This is a genomic window from Xanthomonas arboricola pv. juglandis (genome assembly GCF_905367715.1).
GTDB lineage: Bacteria > Pseudomonadota > Gammaproteobacteria > Xanthomonadales > Xanthomonadaceae > Xanthomonas > Xanthomonas arboricola.
In genome coordinates this window covers 4,739,489-4,757,366 of the sequence record NZ_HG999362.1, presented here as the reverse complement: position 1 = coordinate 4,757,366, position 17,878 = coordinate 4,739,489, and the positions used below count along the sequence as shown (strand labels likewise).

Genomic DNA, 17,878 nt, shown 5'->3' with positions numbered 1-17,878 from the left:
GTGGATAAGGACGGCGTGCTCAAATCAAGCCACTACAAGTCGCATCCGGCACTGGCCGTCCACGTTGCGGTGCGCGGCACGGCGGTGCGTTGCCGCGCTCAGTTGGACCAGCCGCCATCGATGATGTGGGTCTGGCCGGTGGTGAACGACGATTCGTCCGAGGCCAGGTACACCACCAGCTGCGCGATTTCGCGCGGGTCGCCCAGGCGGCCCATCGGCTGGCGGTCGGTGAAGCTCTTCCACACCGCCTGTTCGTCGCCGCCCAGCGCCTTGACGCGCTGGCCCAGCGACGGGGTCTTGATGGTGCCGGGGCAGATCGCGTTGCAACGCACGCCCTGGGCCACGTAATCGGCGGCAATGGCCTTGCTCAGGCCGATCACGGCGGCCTTGGTCACGCCATAGACGAAGCGGTTGGGCACGCCCTTGATGCTGGAGGCCACCGAGGACATGTTGATGATGCTGCCGCGGCCGCGTTCGAGCATGCCCGGCAACACCGCCTTGCAGGTGTAGTACATCGCATCGACGTTGATCGAGAACGAGCGCCGCCAGGCCGGCTCGTCGCAATCGAGAATGCTGCCCTGGTGCACGAAGCCTGCGCAGTTGAACAGCACATCGAACGGGCCGTGTGCCGCGACCAGTGCGGCAACCGCCGCCGCGTCGGTGACATCCAGCAGCTGGGTGGTGATGGCCTCCGATTCGGCCGCCAGCGCCTGCAGGGCAGCGGCGTCGATATCGGTGGCGATCACCTGCGCACCGGCGCGTGCGCAGGCCAGCGCGCTTTCGCGGCCGATGCCGGCGCCGGCGGCGGTGATCAGGCAGCGCTTGCCATGCAGGCGGTCGTTGGGAGTTGCAGGGATCGAGACAGTCATACCGAAGAGGTTCCGTGGGTGGGGGCCGCCGGCCGTGGCAGACGATAGAACGTGCGTGCGTTGTCGCCGAACACCGCTCCGGCATGGCCGTCGGCGTATGTGGCGACCAGCTGCTGTGCGATGTCGAACCACTGCGCGTAATCGGCACGCTGGGTCAGCACCGGCCAGTCGCTGCCCCACAGCACACGCTGCGGGCCGAAGCGTGCGAACAGATGCGCGACATACGGTGCCAGCGCCTCCACGCCGGCGCCGCGCGCTGCTTCGGTGAGCAGGCCGGAGAGTTTGCAGTGCACATTGGGATGCTGGGCCAGCGCGGCCATGCCGGCGGCCCAGGCGACGAATTCGCCTGCGGCGATCTGCGGCTTGCCGCCGTGATCGATGACCACGCGCAAGTCAGGGTGACGCTTCAGGCGTGCCTGCAGCGCCGGCACATGCACGCTGCGGATCAGGGCGTCGAAGGCCAGGTCGTGCGCGAGCAGGGCGTCGAAGGCAGCATCCAGTTCGGGTTGGGCCAGCCATTGCACATCGGCGATGTCCTGCACCATCGGGCGCAGGCCCTTGAGCACGCCGCCGCCGGCCTGCACCAGTGCGTCGATGCGCGCGGCGGCGTCCGGCGCGGCGAAATCGACCCAACCGACCACGCCGGCAATACGCGCATCGGCGCGCGCCAGCTCGAACAGGTAACGGGTCTCGGCCTCGGTCGCGGCCGCCTGCACCACCACCACGCCCTCAATATCGGCAGCGTCCAGCGCCTGACCGATATCGGCGGGGCCGAAGTCGCGATACAGCGGCGCCAGCTCGGGCGTCAGCCAGTGGTAATCGCCACGGGCCAGCTGCCAGAAATGCAGGTGTGCGTCGATGCGGCTCATGGCGTGGGCAGGTCGGCGTCGAGCAGGCCGCCATCGCGCAGGCGCTGCCACAGTGCCGGTGCGATTGGCACCTGCAGGCGCGCGGCGGCCGATTGCACCTCGGCCACCGTCCGCATGCCGGCCACCACCGTGGTCACCGCCGGATGTGCCAGCGGAAACTGCAACGCCGCCGCGCCGATATCCACCTCGAATGCTGCGCAGGCCGCGTACAGGCGCTGCGCATGCTGCAGGGTGGCGGCGTCGACCGGGGCGTAGTTGTAGGTGGCGCCGGGGCCGCGTGCGTCGCTGAGCAGGCCGGAGCTGTACGGGCCGGCCGACAGGATCGCCACGTTGCGTTGCTGCGCCTGCTCGAGCAGGGCGCGGGCGCCGTGCTGTTCCAGCAGCGTGTAGCGGCCGGCCAGCATCACGCAGTCGAGCGGAAAGCGTGGCAGCACCTCCAGTGCCACGTCCTGCTCGTTGACGCCCAGCCCGATCGCACCGCAGACACCGGCCGCCTTCAGCTCCGCCATCGCCGGCAAGGCCTCCTCCAAGGCCTGGCGCAGCACGTTGGCGTGGTTGTCGCCGTGGGTCAGCGCACCGATGTCGTGCAACAGCAGCACGTCGACGTAGTCGGTGCCCAGGCGCTCCAGGCTGGAGGCGAACGCGCGCCGCACGCCGTCGGCGCTGTAGTCGAACTCGGCGCGGCGGCCCGCCACCGCAAAGCCGTCGCGCCCGGCGGCGGCCTGCGCATCGTCGTAGATGCAGCGGCCGACCTTGGTCGACAGCGTATAGGCGCCGCGCGGCACACCGGCCAGGCCGCGGCCCAGGCGGGTCTCGCTCAGCCCGTAGCCGTAGTACGGCGCGGTATCGAAATGGCGGATGCCGGCCTCGAACGCAGCCGCCACGGCGGCCAGTGCCTGGTCCTCAGCGACCTCGGCATACAGATTGCCGATCGGCGCGGCGCCAAAGCCCAGTGCCGAGAGCTGCACGTCGGTCTTGCCCAGACGCTGCCGTGCAATGGTCACGCTGCACGCTCCGCGCATCGGGCGGTCGCCGAACAGGTGCTCAGGCAATCGTTGAAGCAGTCACTGGGCATCGCAACGTCCACCAGCCGGCCGGTGCCGGACTGTTCGCATATGAATATCGCAATCATAAGTGAACAGATCACGCTGCAGTGCAGCATCGCAGCTGGCGGCGTTCAGCACGTGGGTCCTGCATGGATTCCAGCACCTTGCCGTTTGCAAGCTCCGCACGCCGTGGCAGCTGATCTATGTCGAAATCCGCAGCTGGCATGAGCGCTTCCTATAACGCCGCCTGCGCGGTTGCCCCGGTCCGATACCTGGGGCTAGATACCAGCCCGTCCCGCACGAACGCGCACCCATGCCAACCACCACCCGCCGGGACCTGTTCAAGGTGCTTGCCGCCGGCGCCGTCGTCGCCCCGCTGTCGCCGAGCGCACTGACGGGCGACGCGCGCGCGGCCTGCACCCGCACCCCGCAGTGGGCGCGCGGCATCGAAGGCCAGCGCAAGGCAGACCTGGGCAACGGCACTTACCTCAATCCCATCGTGGCCGGCGATCACCCCGACCCCACCATCCTCAAGGATGGCGACGACTACTACATGACGTTTTCGTCGTTCCTTTCCTATCCAGGCATCGTGCTGTGGCATTCCACCGACCTGGTCAACTGGACGCCGATCGGCCCGGCGCTGCGCAAGCAGCTGGGCACGATCTGGGCACTGGACCTGTGCAAGCACGATGGCCGCTATTTCATCTATATCCCGGCCAATCCGGACGACACCGGCTGGTCGATCTTCGTGATCTGGGCCGACGACATCCGCGGACCCTGGAGCGACCCGATCGATCTGCAGATCGCCGGCTGCATCGACCCCGGCCATGTGCTGGGCGAGGACGGCAAGCGCTACCTGTTCGTCAACGGCATCCGCAAGCTGCGCCTGCGCGACGACGGCCTGGCCACCGACGGGCAGGTGGAACCGGCCTACGCGCCCTGGCGCTATCCCGATGAATGGATCGTGGAGAACTTCGCCCCCGAAGGCCCCAAGCTGACCTGGCACGACGGTTGGTTGTACCTGGTCACCGCAGTCGGCGGCACCGCCGGTCCGGTCACCGGGCACATGGTCATCGCCGCGCGTGCGCGCTCGGTGCACGGGCCGTGGGAGCACTGCCCACACAACCCGCTGGTACGCACCCAGTCCGAGCAGGAGCCGTGGTGGTCGCGCGGGCATGCCACGCTGGTGGAAGGGCCGCGTGGCGATTGGTGGATGGTCTATCACGGCTACGAAAACGGCTTCCGCACGCTGGGCCGGCAGACCCTGCTGGAGCCGATCGAGTGGACCGCCGATGGCTGGTTCCGCGCCACCGGTGGCGATCTGTCCAGGCCATTGCCCACGCCTGCACGCGCAAACGCCACCGGCAACGCGGCGCTCAGCGGTTTCGCCTTGTCGGACGATTTTTCCAGCGACAGGTTCGGCACCCAATGGAGCCTGCATGCGCCCGGGCCCGGCGAGCAGGCGCGCGTGCAACGGGCAGATCGGTCGCTCACGCTGGCCTGTTCCGGCAGCTCGCCGGCCGACAGCTCGCCACTGACCTGCGGCGTGCCCGATCGCGGCTACGTCGCCGAGGTCACGCTGGAACTCATCGGCAATGCCGAGGGCGGCCTGTTGCTGTTCTACAACCACAAGGCCTTCGTCGGCATCGGTGTTACGCCTGACACCATCAAGACCTATGAGTACTCTGAAGAGTTGGTGTGGGCACGCGCGCCCAACACGCACCGACGCATCCGCCTGCGTCTGGGCAACGAGGCGCATGTGGTCACCTTCGACTATTCGTTCGACCAGGGCCGGCAGTGGATCCGCCACCCGACGCGCATGGAAATGTCCGGCTTCCACCACAACGTGTTCGGCGGCTTCCTGAGCCTGCAGCTCGGCATCTACGCCGCGCAGCAGGGCGCAGTGGTGTTGCGCGATTTCCGCTATCGCGCGCTGCGCTGAGCGCGGTGCTGCCGGCAAACGGCGGGGCCCGGGGGGACCCCGCCGTCAGACCTAAAGCGACTGATGAGGCTGAACTGCGCAGTAGGTGTGATAGCCGCTGTCAGCCGCAGCAGTAGCAGACGTTGCCCTGCCCCAGGTCGCCGCCAAACTCCGGACATTCGGCTTTGCAGGCCCACGCACTACACGATTCGGTCTTCGGCTGTGCGTTATCGACCGCCATCACCTGGAACGCACCGAAACCGGTACTGGCCAGGAACGTGGCCGCCATCAACGCCGTCCGCAAGGTACCCCAACGCTTCTTCATGCATTACTCCTTCACCGTTGCCAAAGCCGCTGGCGCATCCGTGCGGCGCAAGGCGGCGACCAGGTCCTGCACCTGCTCCGTGGTATCGAAGACGCCAAGACGGGAATGGCGCACGCGCCCCTGCCCGTCGATGGCCAACAGCAGTGGCACGTTGCGCGCGCGAAACAGCATCAACGCGCGACGATCGGTCAACGTGACCACCGGAAAATCAAAGCCATGCACATGCGCATAGCGCGCAGCCTGCGTCGCGTCGCACTGGCACACGCCGAGCAACTGTGGACGGCCGGGTAGATTGGCCTGTAACTGCTGCGCTGCACGCAGCACGGTGGGTGCCGAGCGCTGGCAATACGGGCAGGTGGTGGTGAAGAAGAACAGCACCTGCGCCTGTCCCTGCGGTACGCCGAGCAGATGACGCTGGCCGGCGGTATCGGTGACCTCGATGCGCGGCACGTACATGCCGTCATACGGCGCGCTGACGCGGGCCTGCAGCAACTGCTGCTGGGCGCGCAGCTGCTTGTTCTGCCATGCCAGCACGGCGATCAATGCACAGGCAATCAGCAGCCCGATCCAGAGCCAGGGGAAACGTCGCGCCATGCCAGCTCCAGTAGCGTCATCAAGCCCGAGCCTTGCCCAGGCATGAGCTGATGGTCAATGGTGATATCGACAACTGCGATGTCGCGCGGTGCGGGGTTGTGGAGGCGGTCACGCCGCTGCGCTTGGGCTTGCCAGTTACGCAGCAGTTGGCAGGCAGCGATTGCGCAACGGTGGTGTGTCGATCAACCGCAGTGCGCCGTGTCTGCGTGGCACGCAGCACCATCCGAAAAATTGATGAAACGGTGCCTGCAACGCCTGCGCGTGTTCCTGCGATCAGTGGCTGCGAGCGTTGCCGCCGTTATCTGATCCTTGCCACTGGCACCGACCATTGCCGACCGATGACGCGGCGCCCTGCCGCCAGGCGAACACAAGCGGTGCGCGATCCATCAGCGCTGATCTGCAGTGCGTCTGCAACGCGCCGACAGCAGGCAGACGCGCGTTCGGCTAGCCGGTGCTGGCCCCGCCGGTCACTCCACGCCGCGCACGAACAGCAGCTCCAGATCGCGCATCGGCACGAAGTCGGCCTGCCTGAACTGGAAGGTCAGCGGGTCGATCTTCTTCAGCGCGCCGTCGAAGCACAGGCTGAGGATGTCGCTGGCGGCCTGCTTGCGGATGGTCAGCTGGAAGTCCTTGATCGGGCCGTTCCAGTTCTTGCCGGTGGTCAGCACATAACGCAGGTTGGCCCAGCCCAGGCCGTGCGCACCCTCGCGGCGCTGCATGCTGGCCTTGGTGGCCGGTTCGATGCAGGTGCGCTTTGCATATGATTCCAGCAGGAACGCGCTGCCCTGCGGCACGCCGGTGGACAGGCTGGGCGCGTAGGTATGCCGGATCTGCACGCTGCCCCGTGCCGGGAAGAGCTGTTGCCAGACGAAGTACTCGCTGAGCGTGAAGCGCGGTTGCTGGTCCCGGTCGATCCAGCGCGCCGGCAACGGCGTGCGCCCGGTCGGCACGTTGCCCGATTCGGCGAACGCGGCGATATCGTCGGTGCTCCAGCCGGTGGCGGCGAATGCCTTGGAGATGTCGCTGCCATCGTCCAGCAACACCACCAGCTTGCGCGTGGTGGTCACCGGTTTGCCGTCCACCCACAGGTTGAAATCGGTCAGTTCGCTGTGATCGGCCATGCCGAAATACATCGGCGGCATCGGGAAGGCGATCGGCACGCTCAACGCGCGCGCGCTGTGGTTGGTGAACACGTAGTCCACCTGCACGCGCTCCTCGCTGAGCAGCAGCGCTTCCTTGTCCATGCTGATATCGGGCTGATGCAATAGCCGGATGGTGCCGTTGTCATCGCCGAAGCTGCTGTCGTTGGCCTGCGCACTGCCGCAGCCGAGTACGGCCAGCGCAAGGACCAGCCCGAGCGGGCCGCGCGGAAAAGAGAGTGGCTGCATGGATCCCCTGGCACTGGCACGCACCGACGCGCCGCAGGCGCACAGCATGCCACGCACCTGCCGATGCCGCAGCGCGGGCATGCATGGCATCAACTGCGCATGGCGTACAGTCGCACGCCCTGTGCACTCCAAGCCCGCGCTCCGATGCCTTCCTACGTTTCCCTGCTGACTGTCGCCGCCTGCCTGTTGCTGCCGCTGCAAGACAGCCTCGCTGCTGCGGCCGATCGCAGCCAGCCCGCCGCCGTGGTCTCAAGCTGCACCGCCGATGCGTACGGCAGCTGCCCGTCCTGGATGCCGTCGCAGCGTGAGATGCGCACGGTGCTTGCCGATTACTTCTGCGACGCCGCCGATCGCGGGCTGGTCCGGCCACGCGTGAGTCGCGTGGTGCGCGCGGAAACCTCGCAGATCACCTGCGCTGCCCTGGGGACGGAAACCAACTCCAATATCGTGTGCGGAGGCGACATGCATTTCATCGGCCCCGACGGCCGCACCGATTTCGTCACCTTCAGCCCCACCATGCATCGCCAGGACGACGGGCGCTATGCGATCTATGAAGGCGAGGACGAAAACGAAAACGCGGTGTGGCATGTGCCCTCGCCGCACAGCGCGTCGAAGGTCTGCACGGGCCAGCCGTTGCGTTGATTGCCGTCTGCGGTGGTGACCTCACGCGCCGCTTCGCTGAGGCGATCGGCCTTCGTTTTCGCAGGCCGGCCGACGAACGCGCTCAGTCTTCTTCGGGCGGCGGCAGCACGATGCCGTCGGCATCGATGGCGAGCTTGCCGGCCATCAGCACCGCCTGGGTGCGGTTGGTGACGCCGAGCTTGCGCAGGATCGCGGTGACATGCGCCTTGATGGTGGCCTCGGACACGCCCAGGTCGTAGGCGATCTGCTTGTTGAGACGCCCGGCGCCGAGCATCTGCAGCACGCGGAACTGTTGCGGAGTGAGATCGCGCAGGCGCTGGCCCACTTCGCGTTCTTCGCTGTCGGTCGGCGGCAGGTTCTGCGCTTCGGCGGGGATCCAGCGCTCGCCATCGAGCACCGTGGCCAGGGCGCGGCCGATGGTGTCCGAATCGGCGGACTTGGGAATGAACCCGAACGCGCCATGGTCGATCGCACGCCGCATCACCGTCGGTTCTTCGCGTGCCGACACCACCACCACCGGCAGCTGCGGATGCAGCGAACGCATGTGCACCAGCGCGCTGAATCCCTGCGCGCCCGGCATGTTGAGATCCATCAACAACAGATCGGCATCCGGTTGCGCATCGGCCAGGGTGTACAGCGCATCCACCGTGTCGGCCTCGAACAACTGCACCCCCGGCATCACGCGCTGCACAGCCCCGCGTAAGGCCTCACGGAACAGGGGATGGTCATCGGCGATCAGCAGGGTGGTCATTGAGGGGCTGGGATTGGGGAATTGGGAGTGGGGAATCGGGAATCGCAAAGGCAACAGCGAAGGCAGCAAGGCAAGCAACAGCAAGACGGCGACGGCGAGGTAACGGCGACGTCAATGTGACGGGGTTGAAAATCAAGTCTGCAGTGGAGAGGAGTGGGCCGGGGACTGCTTTTATGAGTCCCCAATCCGAACATTTACTCCTCGCTCCTCAGGGAACGGCTCTAACCATTCCCCACTCCCGATTCCCCATTCCCGACGCGCGTCAGCGCGCCAACCGCTCGCTCACCAACGAATCCACTACCGACGGATCGGCCAGGGTCGAGGTGTCGCCGAGTTGGTCGGGTGCGTTTTCAGCGATCTTGCGCAGGATGCGGCGCATGATCTTGCCCGAGCGGGTCTTGGGCAGGCCCGGTGCCCATTGCAGGTGATCGGGTGAGGCGATTGGGCCGATCTCCTTGCGCACCCAGGTCACCAGTTCCTTGTGCAGTTCCTCGCTCGGGGTTTCGCCGGCGATCAGGGTGACATAGGCATAGATGCCCTGGCCCTTGACGTCGTGCGGGAAGCCGACCACGGCTGCTTCGGCGACCTTCGGGTGCGAGACCAGCGCGCTTTCCACCTCGGCGGTGCCGATGCGGTGGCCGGACACGTTGATCACATCGTCCACGCGGCCGGTGATCCAGTAATAGCCATCGGCATCGCGGCGGCAGCCGTCGCCGGTGAAGTAGCTGCCCGGATAGGTGCGGAAGTAGGTGTCGATGAAGCGCTGATGGTCGCCATAGACCGAGCGCATCTGACCCGGCCACGAATCCAGCAGCACCAGGTTGCCTTCGGTGGCGCCTTCCAGGATCTTGCCTTCGGCATCCACCAGCGCCGGCTGCACGCCGAAGAACGGCAGGGTGGCCGAGCCCGGCTTGAGATCGACCGCGCCGGCCAGCGGCGAGATCAGGATGCCGCCGGTTTCGGTCTGCCACCAGGTGTCCACGATCGGGCAGCGGCTGTCGCCGACCACCTCGTAGTACCAGCGCCAGGCTTCCGGATTGATCGGCTCGCCGACACTGCCGAGCAGGCGCAGGCTCTTGCGCGAGGTCTTCTTGACCGGCTCCTCGCCATCGCGCATCAGCGCGCGGATCGCGGTGGGCGCGGTGTAGAAGATGCTGACCTTGTGCTTGTCGATCACTTCCCAGAAGCGCGACACGTTCGGGTAGTTCGGCACGCCTTCGAACATCACTGCGGTGGCGCCGTTGGCGAGCGGGCCATAGACGATGTAGCTGTGGCCGGTGACCCAGCCCACGTCGGCGGTGCACCAGTAGATGTCGTCCTCGCGCAGGTCGAACACCACTTCATGCGTGTAGCTGGCAAACAACAGGTAGCCGGCGGTGGTGTGCAGCACGCCCTTGGGCTTGCCGGTGGAACCGGAGGTGTAGAGGATGAACAACGGATCTTCCGCGTTCATGCGCTCGGGTTCGCACTCGGCCGGCTGGTCGTCGACCACATCGTGGAACCAGCGATCGCGTGGTGCCTGCATCTCCACCGCACCACCGGTGTGGCGCACCACCAGTACCGTTTCCACGGTGTTGGTGCCGGGCAGTTTCAGCGCCGCATCGACATTGGCCTTGAGCGGAATCTTCTTGCCGCCACGCAGGCCTTCGTCGGCGGTGATGATCAGCTTGCTTTGGCAATCGACCACGCGGTCGGCGATCGAGTTGGCGGCAAACCCGCCGAACACCACCGAGTGCACCGCACCGATGCGCGCACAGGCGAGCATGGCCACGGCGGCATCGACGATCATCGGCAGATAGATGGTGACGCGGTCGCCCTTCTTGACACCGAGATTGCGCAGCGCATTGCCGAGCTTGCAGACGCGCTCGTACAGCTCGCGATAGGTGACCGGGTAGGACTGCGCGTCCGGGCTGTCGGGTTCGAACAACAGCGCGGTCTTGTCGCCGCGCGTGGCCAGCTGGCGGTCCAGGCAGTTGACGCTGGCATTGAGCTCGCCGTCGCCGAACCAGCGGATGTGGAAATCGTCCAGCGCGTAGCTGACGTCCTTCACCTCGGTGGGTTGCTTGAACCATTCCAGCCGCTGCGCGGCCTTGCCCCAGAATTGCTCGGGGTGTTCGATCGATTCGCGGTACAGCGTTGCGTACTGCTCGCGCGTAATGCGCGCATCGGCGGCGAACGCGGGATCGACGGGATAAACATCAGCCATGGCACCCTCACTTGCGATGAACTTGTCGGAAGAGGACGTTGCGGCTGCCCTCGGTAGGCAATCAGTGTGCCGCATCCATTCTGTCCCGGCGTTCAACCGCGCCTTAGACCTTGGTCTTAACCGCCGCAGCGCGCGATCGGCAATCGGTTGCCGGCCCTGGTGCGACGATCGGTCACCTTGCGGAATGCTGCGTTGCAGCTACGACCAAAGGCGAATAGGCTCCAAAGCGCGGACTGCCTCACGCTCCGCACAGCATCGCCATCAAGCGCGAGGCCTTATCGGGGAGAGGGGTCCATGACACACCGTACTGCACCGTTGGTGCGCCATCCGCTGGCGGCTGCCTTGTTCGTGGCGAGCATTCTGCCGGGCGTGGCGTTCGCGCAGACCGCCAAGGAAAAGGCGCTGGAAGCACGCATTGCCGAGCTCGAGCGTCAGGTCCAGCTGCTGGTGTCGGCGCAGCAACAACAGCAGGGCCAGATCACGCAGACGCAGACTCAGGTGACCGAGGTGCGCGCCGCGCAGGCACAGGCACCGGCCGCGCCTGCGGTGCCGGCCGGCAAGCGGCCGATCCAGCTGACCAGCATCACACCAAACGCAGCGGCGGGGACAACGTTCCGTTACGGTGGTTTCATCAAGGCCGACTTCATGACCACCCGCACCTCCGACGGCGCATTGCCTGAAGGCGCGGTAGGCCGTTACCTGTACATCCCGACCCAGACCCCGGTCGGTGGCCAGGCCTCGAGCACCGATACCGACTTCCATGCCAAGTTCTCGCGCTTCAACCTGGGCGTGGACACCATCACCGAAAACGGCGACAAGATCACCGGCTTCATCGAACTGGATTTCTTCGGCAACGCGCTGGCCAACCAGGTCAACAACCTGTACGGCGGCACCCTGCGCCACGCCTACGTGAGCTGGAACAACTGGCTGGCCGGCCAGACCTGGTCCAACTTCATCGATTCCACGATCCTGCCCGAGGCCGCCGACATCGTCGGGCCGACCGACGGCGCACTGTTCAGCCGTCAGACCCAGATCCGCTACACCCGTGGCGCTTTCAGCGTGTCGGCGGAAAACCCCGAGACGCTGACCACGCCCTACCAGGGCGGCAACACCATCCTGGCCTCCGACCACGGTGCGATGCCGGACCTGACCGCGCGCTACAACTGGAAGGGCACCTGGGGCACGTTCGGCCTGTCGGCGATCGCGCGCCAGTACCGCACGCGCAGCGCGCTGACCAACGACACCGACTTCGGCGGCGCGATTGCCGGCGGCGGCCGCTGGATCATCAATTCCAACAACGATCTGCGCTACCAGCTCAGCTACGGCGAGGGCCTGGGGCGCTATCTGGGCCTGGGCAACGGCTCGGATGTGGAGATCGACATGGACGGCAATATCCAGACCGTCAGCACGATTGCCGGCTGGGTGGCCTGGCGCCACGACTACAACGCCAAGCTGCGCAGCACGATCATGTATTCGCGCGTGAACTACGACCACGACATCGCCAATACCGGCGCGCTTGCGAGCAAATCGCAGCAGAGCATCCGCGCCAACGTGTTCTATTCGCCGCTGCCCAAGGTCGATGTGGGCGCGGAGCTGATGTATGGCCGTCGCGAAGCCGAGAACGGCGACAGCGGCGACATTTCGCGCCTGCAATTCACCACCAAGTACAGCTTCTAGTTTCTGCCACCGGCGGCTCGTTCCACTGCGGTGGGACGGGCAAGGCCACCGTCGTTTTACCAGCGCTCTACCAGGAGACAGACAATGATCGTCTCGAATGACGCACTGATCGCCAAGATCGATGCCAATCCGAAGTACCACGCACTCAAGCGCCAGCGCAACACGCTGGGCTGGACCCTCACCGTGCTGATGTTGCTGGCCTATTACGGCTACATCGGCCTGATCGCCTTCGACAAGGAATTCCTCGCCAAGCCGATCGGTGCCGGCGTGACCTCGATCGGCATTCCGATCGCGATCGGGGTGATGGTGTTCACCATCGTCATCACCGCCATCTACGTGCGCCGCGCTAACAACACCTATGACCAGCTGACCGCGCAGATCCTCGAGGAAGCCCGCAAATGAGCAAATATTCGCGCCTTCTCCTGATCCTGGCTGGGCTGATGCCGGCCGGCATCGCGCTGGCCGCCGGCGGCGACATGGGCCAGGTCGACAAGCAGCCCACCAACTGGGTGGCGATCGGCATGTTCGGCTTCTTCGTGCTGGGCACCTTGTGGATCACCAAGTGGGCGGCGGCCAAGACCAAGTCGGCCTCCGACTTCTACACCGCCGGCGGTGGCATCACCGGCTTCCAGAACGGCCTGGCGATCGCCGGCGACTTCATGTCGGCGGCCTCGTTCCTGGGCATCACCGCGGCGGTAATGGCCAATGGCTACGACGGTCTGATCTATGCGATCGGCTTTCTGGTCGGCTGGCCGATCCTGACCTTCCTGATGGCCGAGCGGCTGCGCAACCTCGGCAAGTACACCTTCGCCGACGTGGCCGGCTATCGCTTCGCGCCGACCGCCATCCGCAGCTTTGCCGCGTCGGGCACGCTGGTGGTGGTGCTGTTCTATCTGATCGCACAGATGGTCGGTGCCGGTGCCTTGATCAAGCTGCTGTTCGGCCTGGACTACTGGGTGGCGGTGACCCTGGTCGGCGTGCTGATGATGGTCTACGTGCTGTTCGGCGGCATGACCGCCACGACGTGGGTGCAGATCATCAAGGCGGTGCTGTTGCTGACCGGCGTGACCTTCATGGCGGTGGCGATCATGTGGCACTTCAACTTCAGCTTCGAGGCGCTGTTTGCCGAGGGCGTGCGGGTGAAGACGGCCATTGCGGCCAATGGCGGTGCATCGCCGGAGGACGCGGCCAAGGCCGGCCTGTCGATCATGGGCCCGGGCGGCTCCGTGAAGGACCCGATCTCGGCGATCTCGTTCGGCATGGCGCTGATGTTCGGCACCGCCGGCCTGCCGCACATCCTGATGCGCTTCTTCACCGTTCCCGATGCCAAGCAGGCGCGCAAGTCGGTGCTGTGGGCCACCACCTGGATCGGCTACTTCTACATCCTGATCTTCATCATCGGCTTTGGTGCGATCGCGCTGGTGCTGACCAACCCGCAGTTTGCGGACGTCACCACCGGCACCATCCACGGCGGCAAGGGCGCGGCCAACATGGCGGCGGTGCTGGTCGGCAATGCGGTCGGCGGCAACGTGTTCATGGGCTTCATCTCGGCGGTGGCCTTCGCCACCATCCTGGCGGTGGTCGCAGGCCTGACCCTGTCCGGCGCCTCGGCGGTGTCGCATGACCTGTACGCCACGGTGATCAAGAAGGGCAATCCGGCGCCGGGTTCGGAGCTGAAGGTCTCGCGTGCCACCACCCTGGTGCTGGGCGTGATCGCGGTGCTGCTGGGTATCGTGTTCGAGAAGCAGAACGTAGCCTTCATGGTGTCGCTGGCGTTTGCGATCGCGGCCTCGGCCAACTTCCCGGTGCTGATCCTGTCGTTGTTGTGGAAGAACTGCACCACCCGCGGTGCGGTGGTCGGCGGTTTCCTGGGCCTGGTCTCCTCGCTGGTGCTCACCATCCTGTCGCCGTCGGTGTGGGTGGACACGCTGGGCAATGCAGCCGGCTCGGCGCCGTTCCCGTACACCTCGCCGGCGCTGTTCTCGATGACCATTGGTTTTGTCGGCATCTGGCTGTTCTCGATCCTGGATCACAGCCCGCAGGCCGCCAACGAACGTGCCGCGTTCAAGGCGCAGCAGATCCGTGCCGAAACCGGCCTGGGTGCCAGCGGTGCGTCGGGTCACTGACGCATCGGTCCATCGCTGGATGTCTCGCAGAACGCCGGCCTTGTGCCGGCGTTCTGCGTTTTGGCAAACGCTTGCGGTCAGCTGCGCAACGCCCGCTGCGCGAGTATGCGGAGCTGCAACTTTGGTGGAGCCGGCAAGCACCAATGCGCTGCTGCCGCGTGCATCGCTGCGTATGCAGGGCAGGCCATGCATCGCATCTCGGCGCCGCACCGCGCATGCGCGACAGATCGCCATCTCGCAGAAACAATTAATTCATGGAGAGTGACTAAATTGGCGGGCAAGCCGAACGCTGATCACGCGCGGCTTGGCCTCTCCCCCGGTATCGACCGGCTGGCGAGTGCGCTGCAAGCGAGTTCGCCGATGGCGTCGACCCCTCGGCTCTCGTCCATCCCTTGCCTTTCCTGCCTCTATAACCGGGACATAGACCATGCCGACCGCTCTCGTTCCACATCCGCTTGCCCGCGCCTGCCGCCTGCTTGGCGCACTGGCCGTGCTGGCTGCAATGCCGCAACTCGCTGCGGCATCGTGCGGCAACACCGCCCACAAGATGGCCGAAATCCTCAACGACACATTCACCGCCGACACCCTGGTCCTGGCCCATCGCGGCCTGTGGGGCAAATATTCCGGCGATGCAGCGCTTCCGGAAAATTCCAGCCGCGCCGTGCTCACCGCCGACGTTCAGTGCATGGACGGTGTGGAGCTGGACGTCAAGATCACCCAGGACGGCATGCCCATACTGATGCACGACTTCAATCTTGGCCGCACCACCGACGTGTATGCAGTGGTGGGCGGAGGAAAGTACAACCCGGCAACCAATCAGGGCGCCAACCCGACCGTCAGCAGCCTGCCGCTGGCCACGATCAAGAGGCTGCATCTGCTCACGCCCGACCGTAGCACCGTGACCGGTTGGCAGGTCTACAGCCTGGACGAGCTGTTCGCGTACTGGAAGAACAACAACATGCAGCTGCCGTTGATCTTCGACGTCAAGACGGCCGATGGCGTACGTGCCGTGCATACCGCTGCATTGCGCGCATTCCCCAACCATCCCGAGCAGGTGGTGGCGATGAAGGTCAATGCCACGTTGTTCCCGCATCCGGCCGCATTTGTCGGCAATTCCAGGTACGTGCACGCCATCCCGGTCTACACCACCAACATGCTGTCGAGCATCGACGTGCCGGCCAGCCGGGTCGAGTGGCAGAGCTATGCACATACGCTGGAGATCAACGTCAAGCAGGACGATGGCCTGCTGCAAGGCCAGAAGAATGCCGCGCGTGCCGAAGGCAAGCGCATCGGCGTGTTCCAGGCCATTCCCGATGGTCCGGTGGCCGGCAAGTTCTACAACAACAACGGCTCGTGCTGTTACACGCTGGCGGAAAAATTCGCGCCGGCTTACCAGGGAAATGCCGATACCGCCGACCATCGCGGAGATATCGGCTTCCTGATGTCGCAGCGCTTCGGGCTGATCACCACCGACGACCCGAAGGCCACCATGCGCGTGCTCAAGACCAACGGCCGACGCGTATCGCATTACGCGCCGTAACAGGCTGATCGTATGAGAGGTGCCCGGTGTGGAGGCTCGACCCTGCACCGGGCACCGCATGGCGTTCGATCGCCGCGATGCGACTCTTTGAAGGGAACCTCATGTCAGATGCTGGAGTGGTTTCAATGACGTCGGCAAGCAGGAAGGTTGGTTTGCGTTGGCTGCTGGGCGCAACGACGACCGCTACCTGTCTACTCGCTGCGCTGCTGCCTCTGTCGGCCGGCGCAGTCTCCGCAGGCGATGCCGCGCCGGTCGGGCAGGATTCGCACCCGGGCCAGGACCGCGCTGCCTCGCAGATCGAGCGCGAGGTGCTGGTCGAACGTGCCAAAGCAGATGGGCTTGCCGACGACCCGCAGCTAGCGGCCATGTTGCGCGCCGATCCCGATCCGGACACGGTGCTGGCGCAGGCCGAACGCAATCGTCTGTTGCTGGATGCGACGATCACCCAGGCCCAGATCGCGCAACGCTTTGCTGAGCGGCCCGGCGATTTCGACGAATTCCGGCTCAGCCATCTCTTTATCGCAGAGCAGCCCGACAGCGGTGCGCGTGCCGGGCATCCATTGAGTCAGGCGCAGGCACTGGTACGCGCGCAGGAACTGCGTCGCCGCGTGGACGCCGGAGCGGATTTCGGCCAGCTGGCCAGCAGCGACTCCGACGATGCGGCCACTGCGCACGAGGGCGGCCAGCTGTCGTCGATGTTCGGCCTGTATCTGGCCAAGCCGTTCGAGGCGGCGGTGCGTGCGTTGACGCCCGGTCAGGTCTCACCGCCGGTGCGTGGGCCGGGTGGGTATCACCTGATCCGGCTGGAGGAAAAACACGTTGCGACCCTGGACAACGTCGGCGCCATGATCGAGGCGCAGCTACGCGAAGAAGCACGTGACCGCGCCATCGCGCAGCTGGTGCAGGCGCGTTCGGCTAGGTTGGACGATGCCGCTGCGGCGGACAATGCGTCGCAGCCCGCCGACAACCGCGACCGTCAGGCCCTGCAATGATCGCGCAGTGGGCCACGCATGCACGCTGGCTCGGATTGGCATGGGCCGCTGCGCTGTGCGGCTGTGGCGCGCCTTCGCCACCGGCGCCGATGCACAACGACACTCCAGCGCAGTCGACATCTACTGCAGGTGCGGATTCGCACGCTGCGGTGGCGAGTGCATCGGGCAGCGCTGCGGCCGGCTACGCGCGTGCGCAACGGTATGCGCGCTGCGCATTGATCGCCGAGACGTCGCAGCCCACGCGCGATGGGATCGAGCTGGATGACATCGACCGGCTCGGCGACGCTGCGACGGCCGGTGCCAGAAACCGGTTGGACCCGCAGGCGCTGCAGCGCGCAGCATGCCGTCATGTCGGGGCCGGCGAATACGCACAGGTGGATCAACTGCTGCGTCAGTCGGCCGCCGCCGGCAATGTGGATGCGCAGATCGAGCTGCTGCGTCGCCGGGCAAGCGCCGTGCTGGAGCGTCGGGTGCCTGCGGTGGCAGACGGACTGTTCGCGCCGCCGTCTGCTTCCGATCATGCCGAGGCAGACCAGGTGCTGGCGGCGCTGGAAGACTTGGCCATGCGTGGTCATCGCGCCGCCATGCCGGTGCTCGATCAACTGCTGTCCTCGCCGCTGCCGGGCACCGCCGAACCGCTGTATGGCGACGCCTGGCGGCTGGTCGCCGAGCAGCCGTTTGGGCATCCCTTGCCTGACGCACAACCGCTACGTGGCGAAGCGATGTTCGACGACATGGATGCGCACACCGAACAGCAGGTAGTTGCACTGGCCCGCGAACTGCATGCGCACTGCTGTGCGCGTCAGGGCGACGGCCAACAGGAGTGAAGCAGGCCTGCGGTTGTGGCAGCGTCGTCTGCGCATCGCGTCCAGCCCCCGATGGCGTTGCTGCCGCTACGCGGTCTCGTGCTGAAGCATCGTCAATGGCGCGCT

General features: G+C 65.9%; 16 protein-coding genes. 8 read left to right on the top strand and 8 right to left on the bottom strand.

Features of this window, described 5'->3' with window-relative positions:
• Nucleotides 1-98: 98 nt before the first annotated feature.
• From KHN93_RS20550 to KHN93_RS20540, 3 genes are read right to left on the bottom strand one after another with little or no spacing between them, the layout of a single operon-like run.
• Complete coding sequence (locus KHN93_RS20550) at nt 99-869, bottom strand: SDR family oxidoreductase (RefSeq protein WP_039521219.1); 771 nt, start codon at nt 867-869, stop codon at nt 99-101.
• Nucleotides 866-1,738 (bottom strand): amidohydrolase family protein, encoded by an 873-nt coding sequence (locus KHN93_RS20545; protein ID WP_211921266.1) that lies wholly within the window; start codon nt 1,736-1,738, stop codon nt 866-868. The genes KHN93_RS20550 and KHN93_RS20545 overlap by 4 nt, the downstream gene beginning before the upstream one ends.
• Entirely contained in the window at nt 1,735-2,760 is a 1,026-nt protein-coding gene (locus tag KHN93_RS20540) for an aldo/keto reductase (RefSeq protein ID WP_211921264.1), read from the bottom strand. Before KHN93_RS20540 ends, KHN93_RS20545 begins: the two co-directional genes overlap by 4 nt.
• A 337-nt stretch (nt 2,761-3,097) precedes the next feature.
• On the opposite strand from KHN93_RS20540, the gene KHN93_RS20535 reads away from it, so the two are divergent.
• The gene (locus tag KHN93_RS20535) at nt 3,098-4,726 is read left to right on the top strand and encodes a family 43 glycosylhydrolase (RefSeq protein WP_211921262.1); all 1,629 of its coding nucleotides are present in this window, start codon (nt 3,098-3,100) and stop codon (nt 4,724-4,726) included.
• A gap of 100 nt (nt 4,727-4,826) precedes the next feature.
• On the opposite strand, the gene KHN93_RS20530 is transcribed toward KHN93_RS20535, so the two are convergent.
• The 3 genes from KHN93_RS20530 to KHN93_RS20520 all read right to left on the bottom strand — a co-directional run bounded on the left by KHN93_RS20530 (nt 4,827) and on the right by KHN93_RS20520 (nt 7,012).
• A complete protein-coding gene (locus KHN93_RS20530) occupies nt 4,827-5,030 on the bottom strand; it encodes a hypothetical protein (protein ID WP_016901788.1) in 204 nt (67 codons plus the stop codon).
• A 3-nt stretch (nt 5,031-5,033) separates the two neighbouring features.
• Nucleotides 5,034-5,597, bottom strand: a complete 564-nt coding sequence (locus KHN93_RS20525) for a peroxiredoxin family protein (protein WP_212579691.1) — start codon at nt 5,595-5,597, stop codon at nt 5,034-5,036.
• Nucleotides 5,598-6,091: 494 nt separating this feature from the next.
• A complete protein-coding gene (locus KHN93_RS20520; protein ID WP_053051278.1) occupies nt 6,092-7,012 on the bottom strand; it encodes a DUF4424 family protein in 921 nt (306 codons plus the stop codon).
• Nucleotides 7,013-7,075: 63 nt separating this feature from the next.
• On the opposite strand from KHN93_RS20520, the gene KHN93_RS20515 reads away from it, so the two are divergent.
• Entirely contained in the window at nt 7,076-7,654 is a 579-nt protein-coding gene (locus KHN93_RS20515; RefSeq protein ID WP_244812161.1) for a hypothetical protein, read from the top strand.
• 82 nt (nt 7,655-7,736) lie between these two features.
• On the opposite strand, the gene KHN93_RS20510 is transcribed toward KHN93_RS20515, so the two are convergent.
• A complete protein-coding gene (locus KHN93_RS20510; protein WP_016901792.1) occupies nt 7,737-8,405 on the bottom strand; it encodes a response regulator transcription factor in 669 nt (222 codons plus the stop codon).
• A gap of 262 nt (nt 8,406-8,667) precedes the next feature.
• Nucleotides 8,668-10,611, bottom strand: coding sequence for an acetate--CoA ligase (acs, locus tag KHN93_RS20505; protein ID WP_211921260.1), 1,944 nt, complete (start codon nt 10,609-10,611; stop codon nt 8,668-8,670).
• A 294-nt stretch (nt 10,612-10,905) separates the two neighbouring features.
• On the opposite strand from acs, the gene KHN93_RS20500 reads away from it, so the two are divergent.
• From KHN93_RS20500 to KHN93_RS20475, 6 genes are all read left to right on the top strand, one after another.
• Nucleotides 10,906-12,288: a DcaP family trimeric outer membrane transporter gene (locus tag KHN93_RS20500; RefSeq protein ID WP_167707989.1), complete on the top strand. Its 1,383-nt coding sequence runs from the start codon at nt 10,906-10,908 to the stop codon at nt 12,286-12,288.
• Between the two features lie 84 nt (nt 12,289-12,372).
• Complete coding sequence (locus tag KHN93_RS20495; RefSeq protein WP_211921257.1) at nt 12,373-12,690, top strand: DUF485 domain-containing protein; 318 nt, start codon at nt 12,373-12,375, stop codon at nt 12,688-12,690.
• Nucleotides 12,687-14,414, top strand: a complete 1,728-nt coding sequence (locus tag KHN93_RS20490; RefSeq protein WP_211921255.1) for a cation acetate symporter — start codon at nt 12,687-12,689, stop codon at nt 14,412-14,414. The genes KHN93_RS20495 and KHN93_RS20490 overlap by 4 nt, the downstream gene beginning before the upstream one ends.
• Nucleotides 14,415-14,916: 502 nt before the next feature.
• Nucleotides 14,917-15,954 carry a glycerophosphodiester phosphodiesterase family protein gene (locus tag KHN93_RS20485; protein ID WP_225880096.1) on the top strand — a complete coding sequence of 346 codons (1,038 nt, stop codon included), beginning with the start codon at nt 14,917-14,919 and terminating at the stop codon, nt 15,952-15,954.
• Between the two features lie 152 nt (nt 15,955-16,106).
• Nucleotides 16,107-16,946 carry a peptidylprolyl isomerase gene (locus tag KHN93_RS20480; protein ID WP_211921253.1) on the top strand — a complete coding sequence of 280 codons (840 nt, stop codon included), beginning with the start codon at nt 16,107-16,109 and terminating at the stop codon, nt 16,944-16,946.
• A complete protein-coding gene (locus KHN93_RS20475) occupies nt 16,943-17,773 on the top strand; it encodes a hypothetical protein (RefSeq protein WP_211921251.1) in 831 nt (276 codons plus the stop codon). The genes KHN93_RS20480 and KHN93_RS20475 overlap by 4 nt, the downstream gene beginning before the upstream one ends.
• Nucleotides 17,774-17,878: the final 105 nt, after the last annotated feature.

Excerpts from the sequence above, each read along its gene's own strand:
- KHN93_RS20500 (WP_167707989.1), top strand. The coding sequence starts at position 10,906 with ATGACACACCGTACTGCACCGTTGGTGCGCCATCCGCTGGCGGCTGCC.
- KHN93_RS20550 (WP_039521219.1), bottom strand. The coding sequence starts at position 869 with ATGACTGTCTCGATCCCTGCAACTCCCAACGACCGCCTGCATGGCAAG.
- KHN93_RS20530 (WP_016901788.1), bottom strand. The coding sequence starts at position 5,030 with ATGAAGAAGCGTTGGGGTACCTTGCGGACGGCGTTGATGGCGGCCACG.
- KHN93_RS20520 (WP_053051278.1), bottom strand. The coding sequence starts at position 7,012 with ATGCAGCCACTCTCTTTTCCGCGCGGCCCGCTCGGGCTGGTCCTTGCG.
- KHN93_RS20495 (WP_211921257.1), top strand. The coding sequence starts at position 12,373 with ATGATCGTCTCGAATGACGCACTGATCGCCAAGATCGATGCCAATCCG.
- KHN93_RS20545 (WP_211921266.1), bottom strand. The coding sequence starts at position 1,738 with ATGAGCCGCATCGACGCACACCTGCATTTCTGGCAGCTGGCCCGTGGC.
- KHN93_RS20475 (WP_211921251.1), top strand. The coding sequence starts at position 16,943 with ATGATCGCGCAGTGGGCCACGCATGCACGCTGGCTCGGATTGGCATGG.
- KHN93_RS20535 (WP_211921262.1), top strand. The coding sequence starts at position 3,098 with ATGCCAACCACCACCCGCCGGGACCTGTTCAAGGTGCTTGCCGCCGGC.
- KHN93_RS20515 (WP_244812161.1), top strand. The coding sequence starts at position 7,076 with ATGCCGCAGCGCGGGCATGCATGGCATCAACTGCGCATGGCGTACAGT.
- KHN93_RS20485 (WP_225880096.1), top strand. The coding sequence starts at position 14,917 with ATGCCGCAACTCGCTGCGGCATCGTGCGGCAACACCGCCCACAAGATG.
- acs (WP_211921260.1), bottom strand. The coding sequence starts at position 10,611 with ATGGCTGATGTTTATCCCGTCGATCCCGCGTTCGCCGCCGATGCGCGC.
- KHN93_RS20510 (WP_016901792.1), bottom strand. The coding sequence starts at position 8,405 with ATGACCACCCTGCTGATCGCCGATGACCATCCCCTGTTCCGTGAGGCC.
- KHN93_RS20540 (WP_211921264.1), bottom strand. The coding sequence starts at position 2,760 with ATGCGCGGAGCGTGCAGCGTGACCATTGCACGGCAGCGTCTGGGCAAG.
- KHN93_RS20490 (WP_211921255.1), top strand. The coding sequence starts at position 12,687 with ATGAGCAAATATTCGCGCCTTCTCCTGATCCTGGCTGGGCTGATGCCG.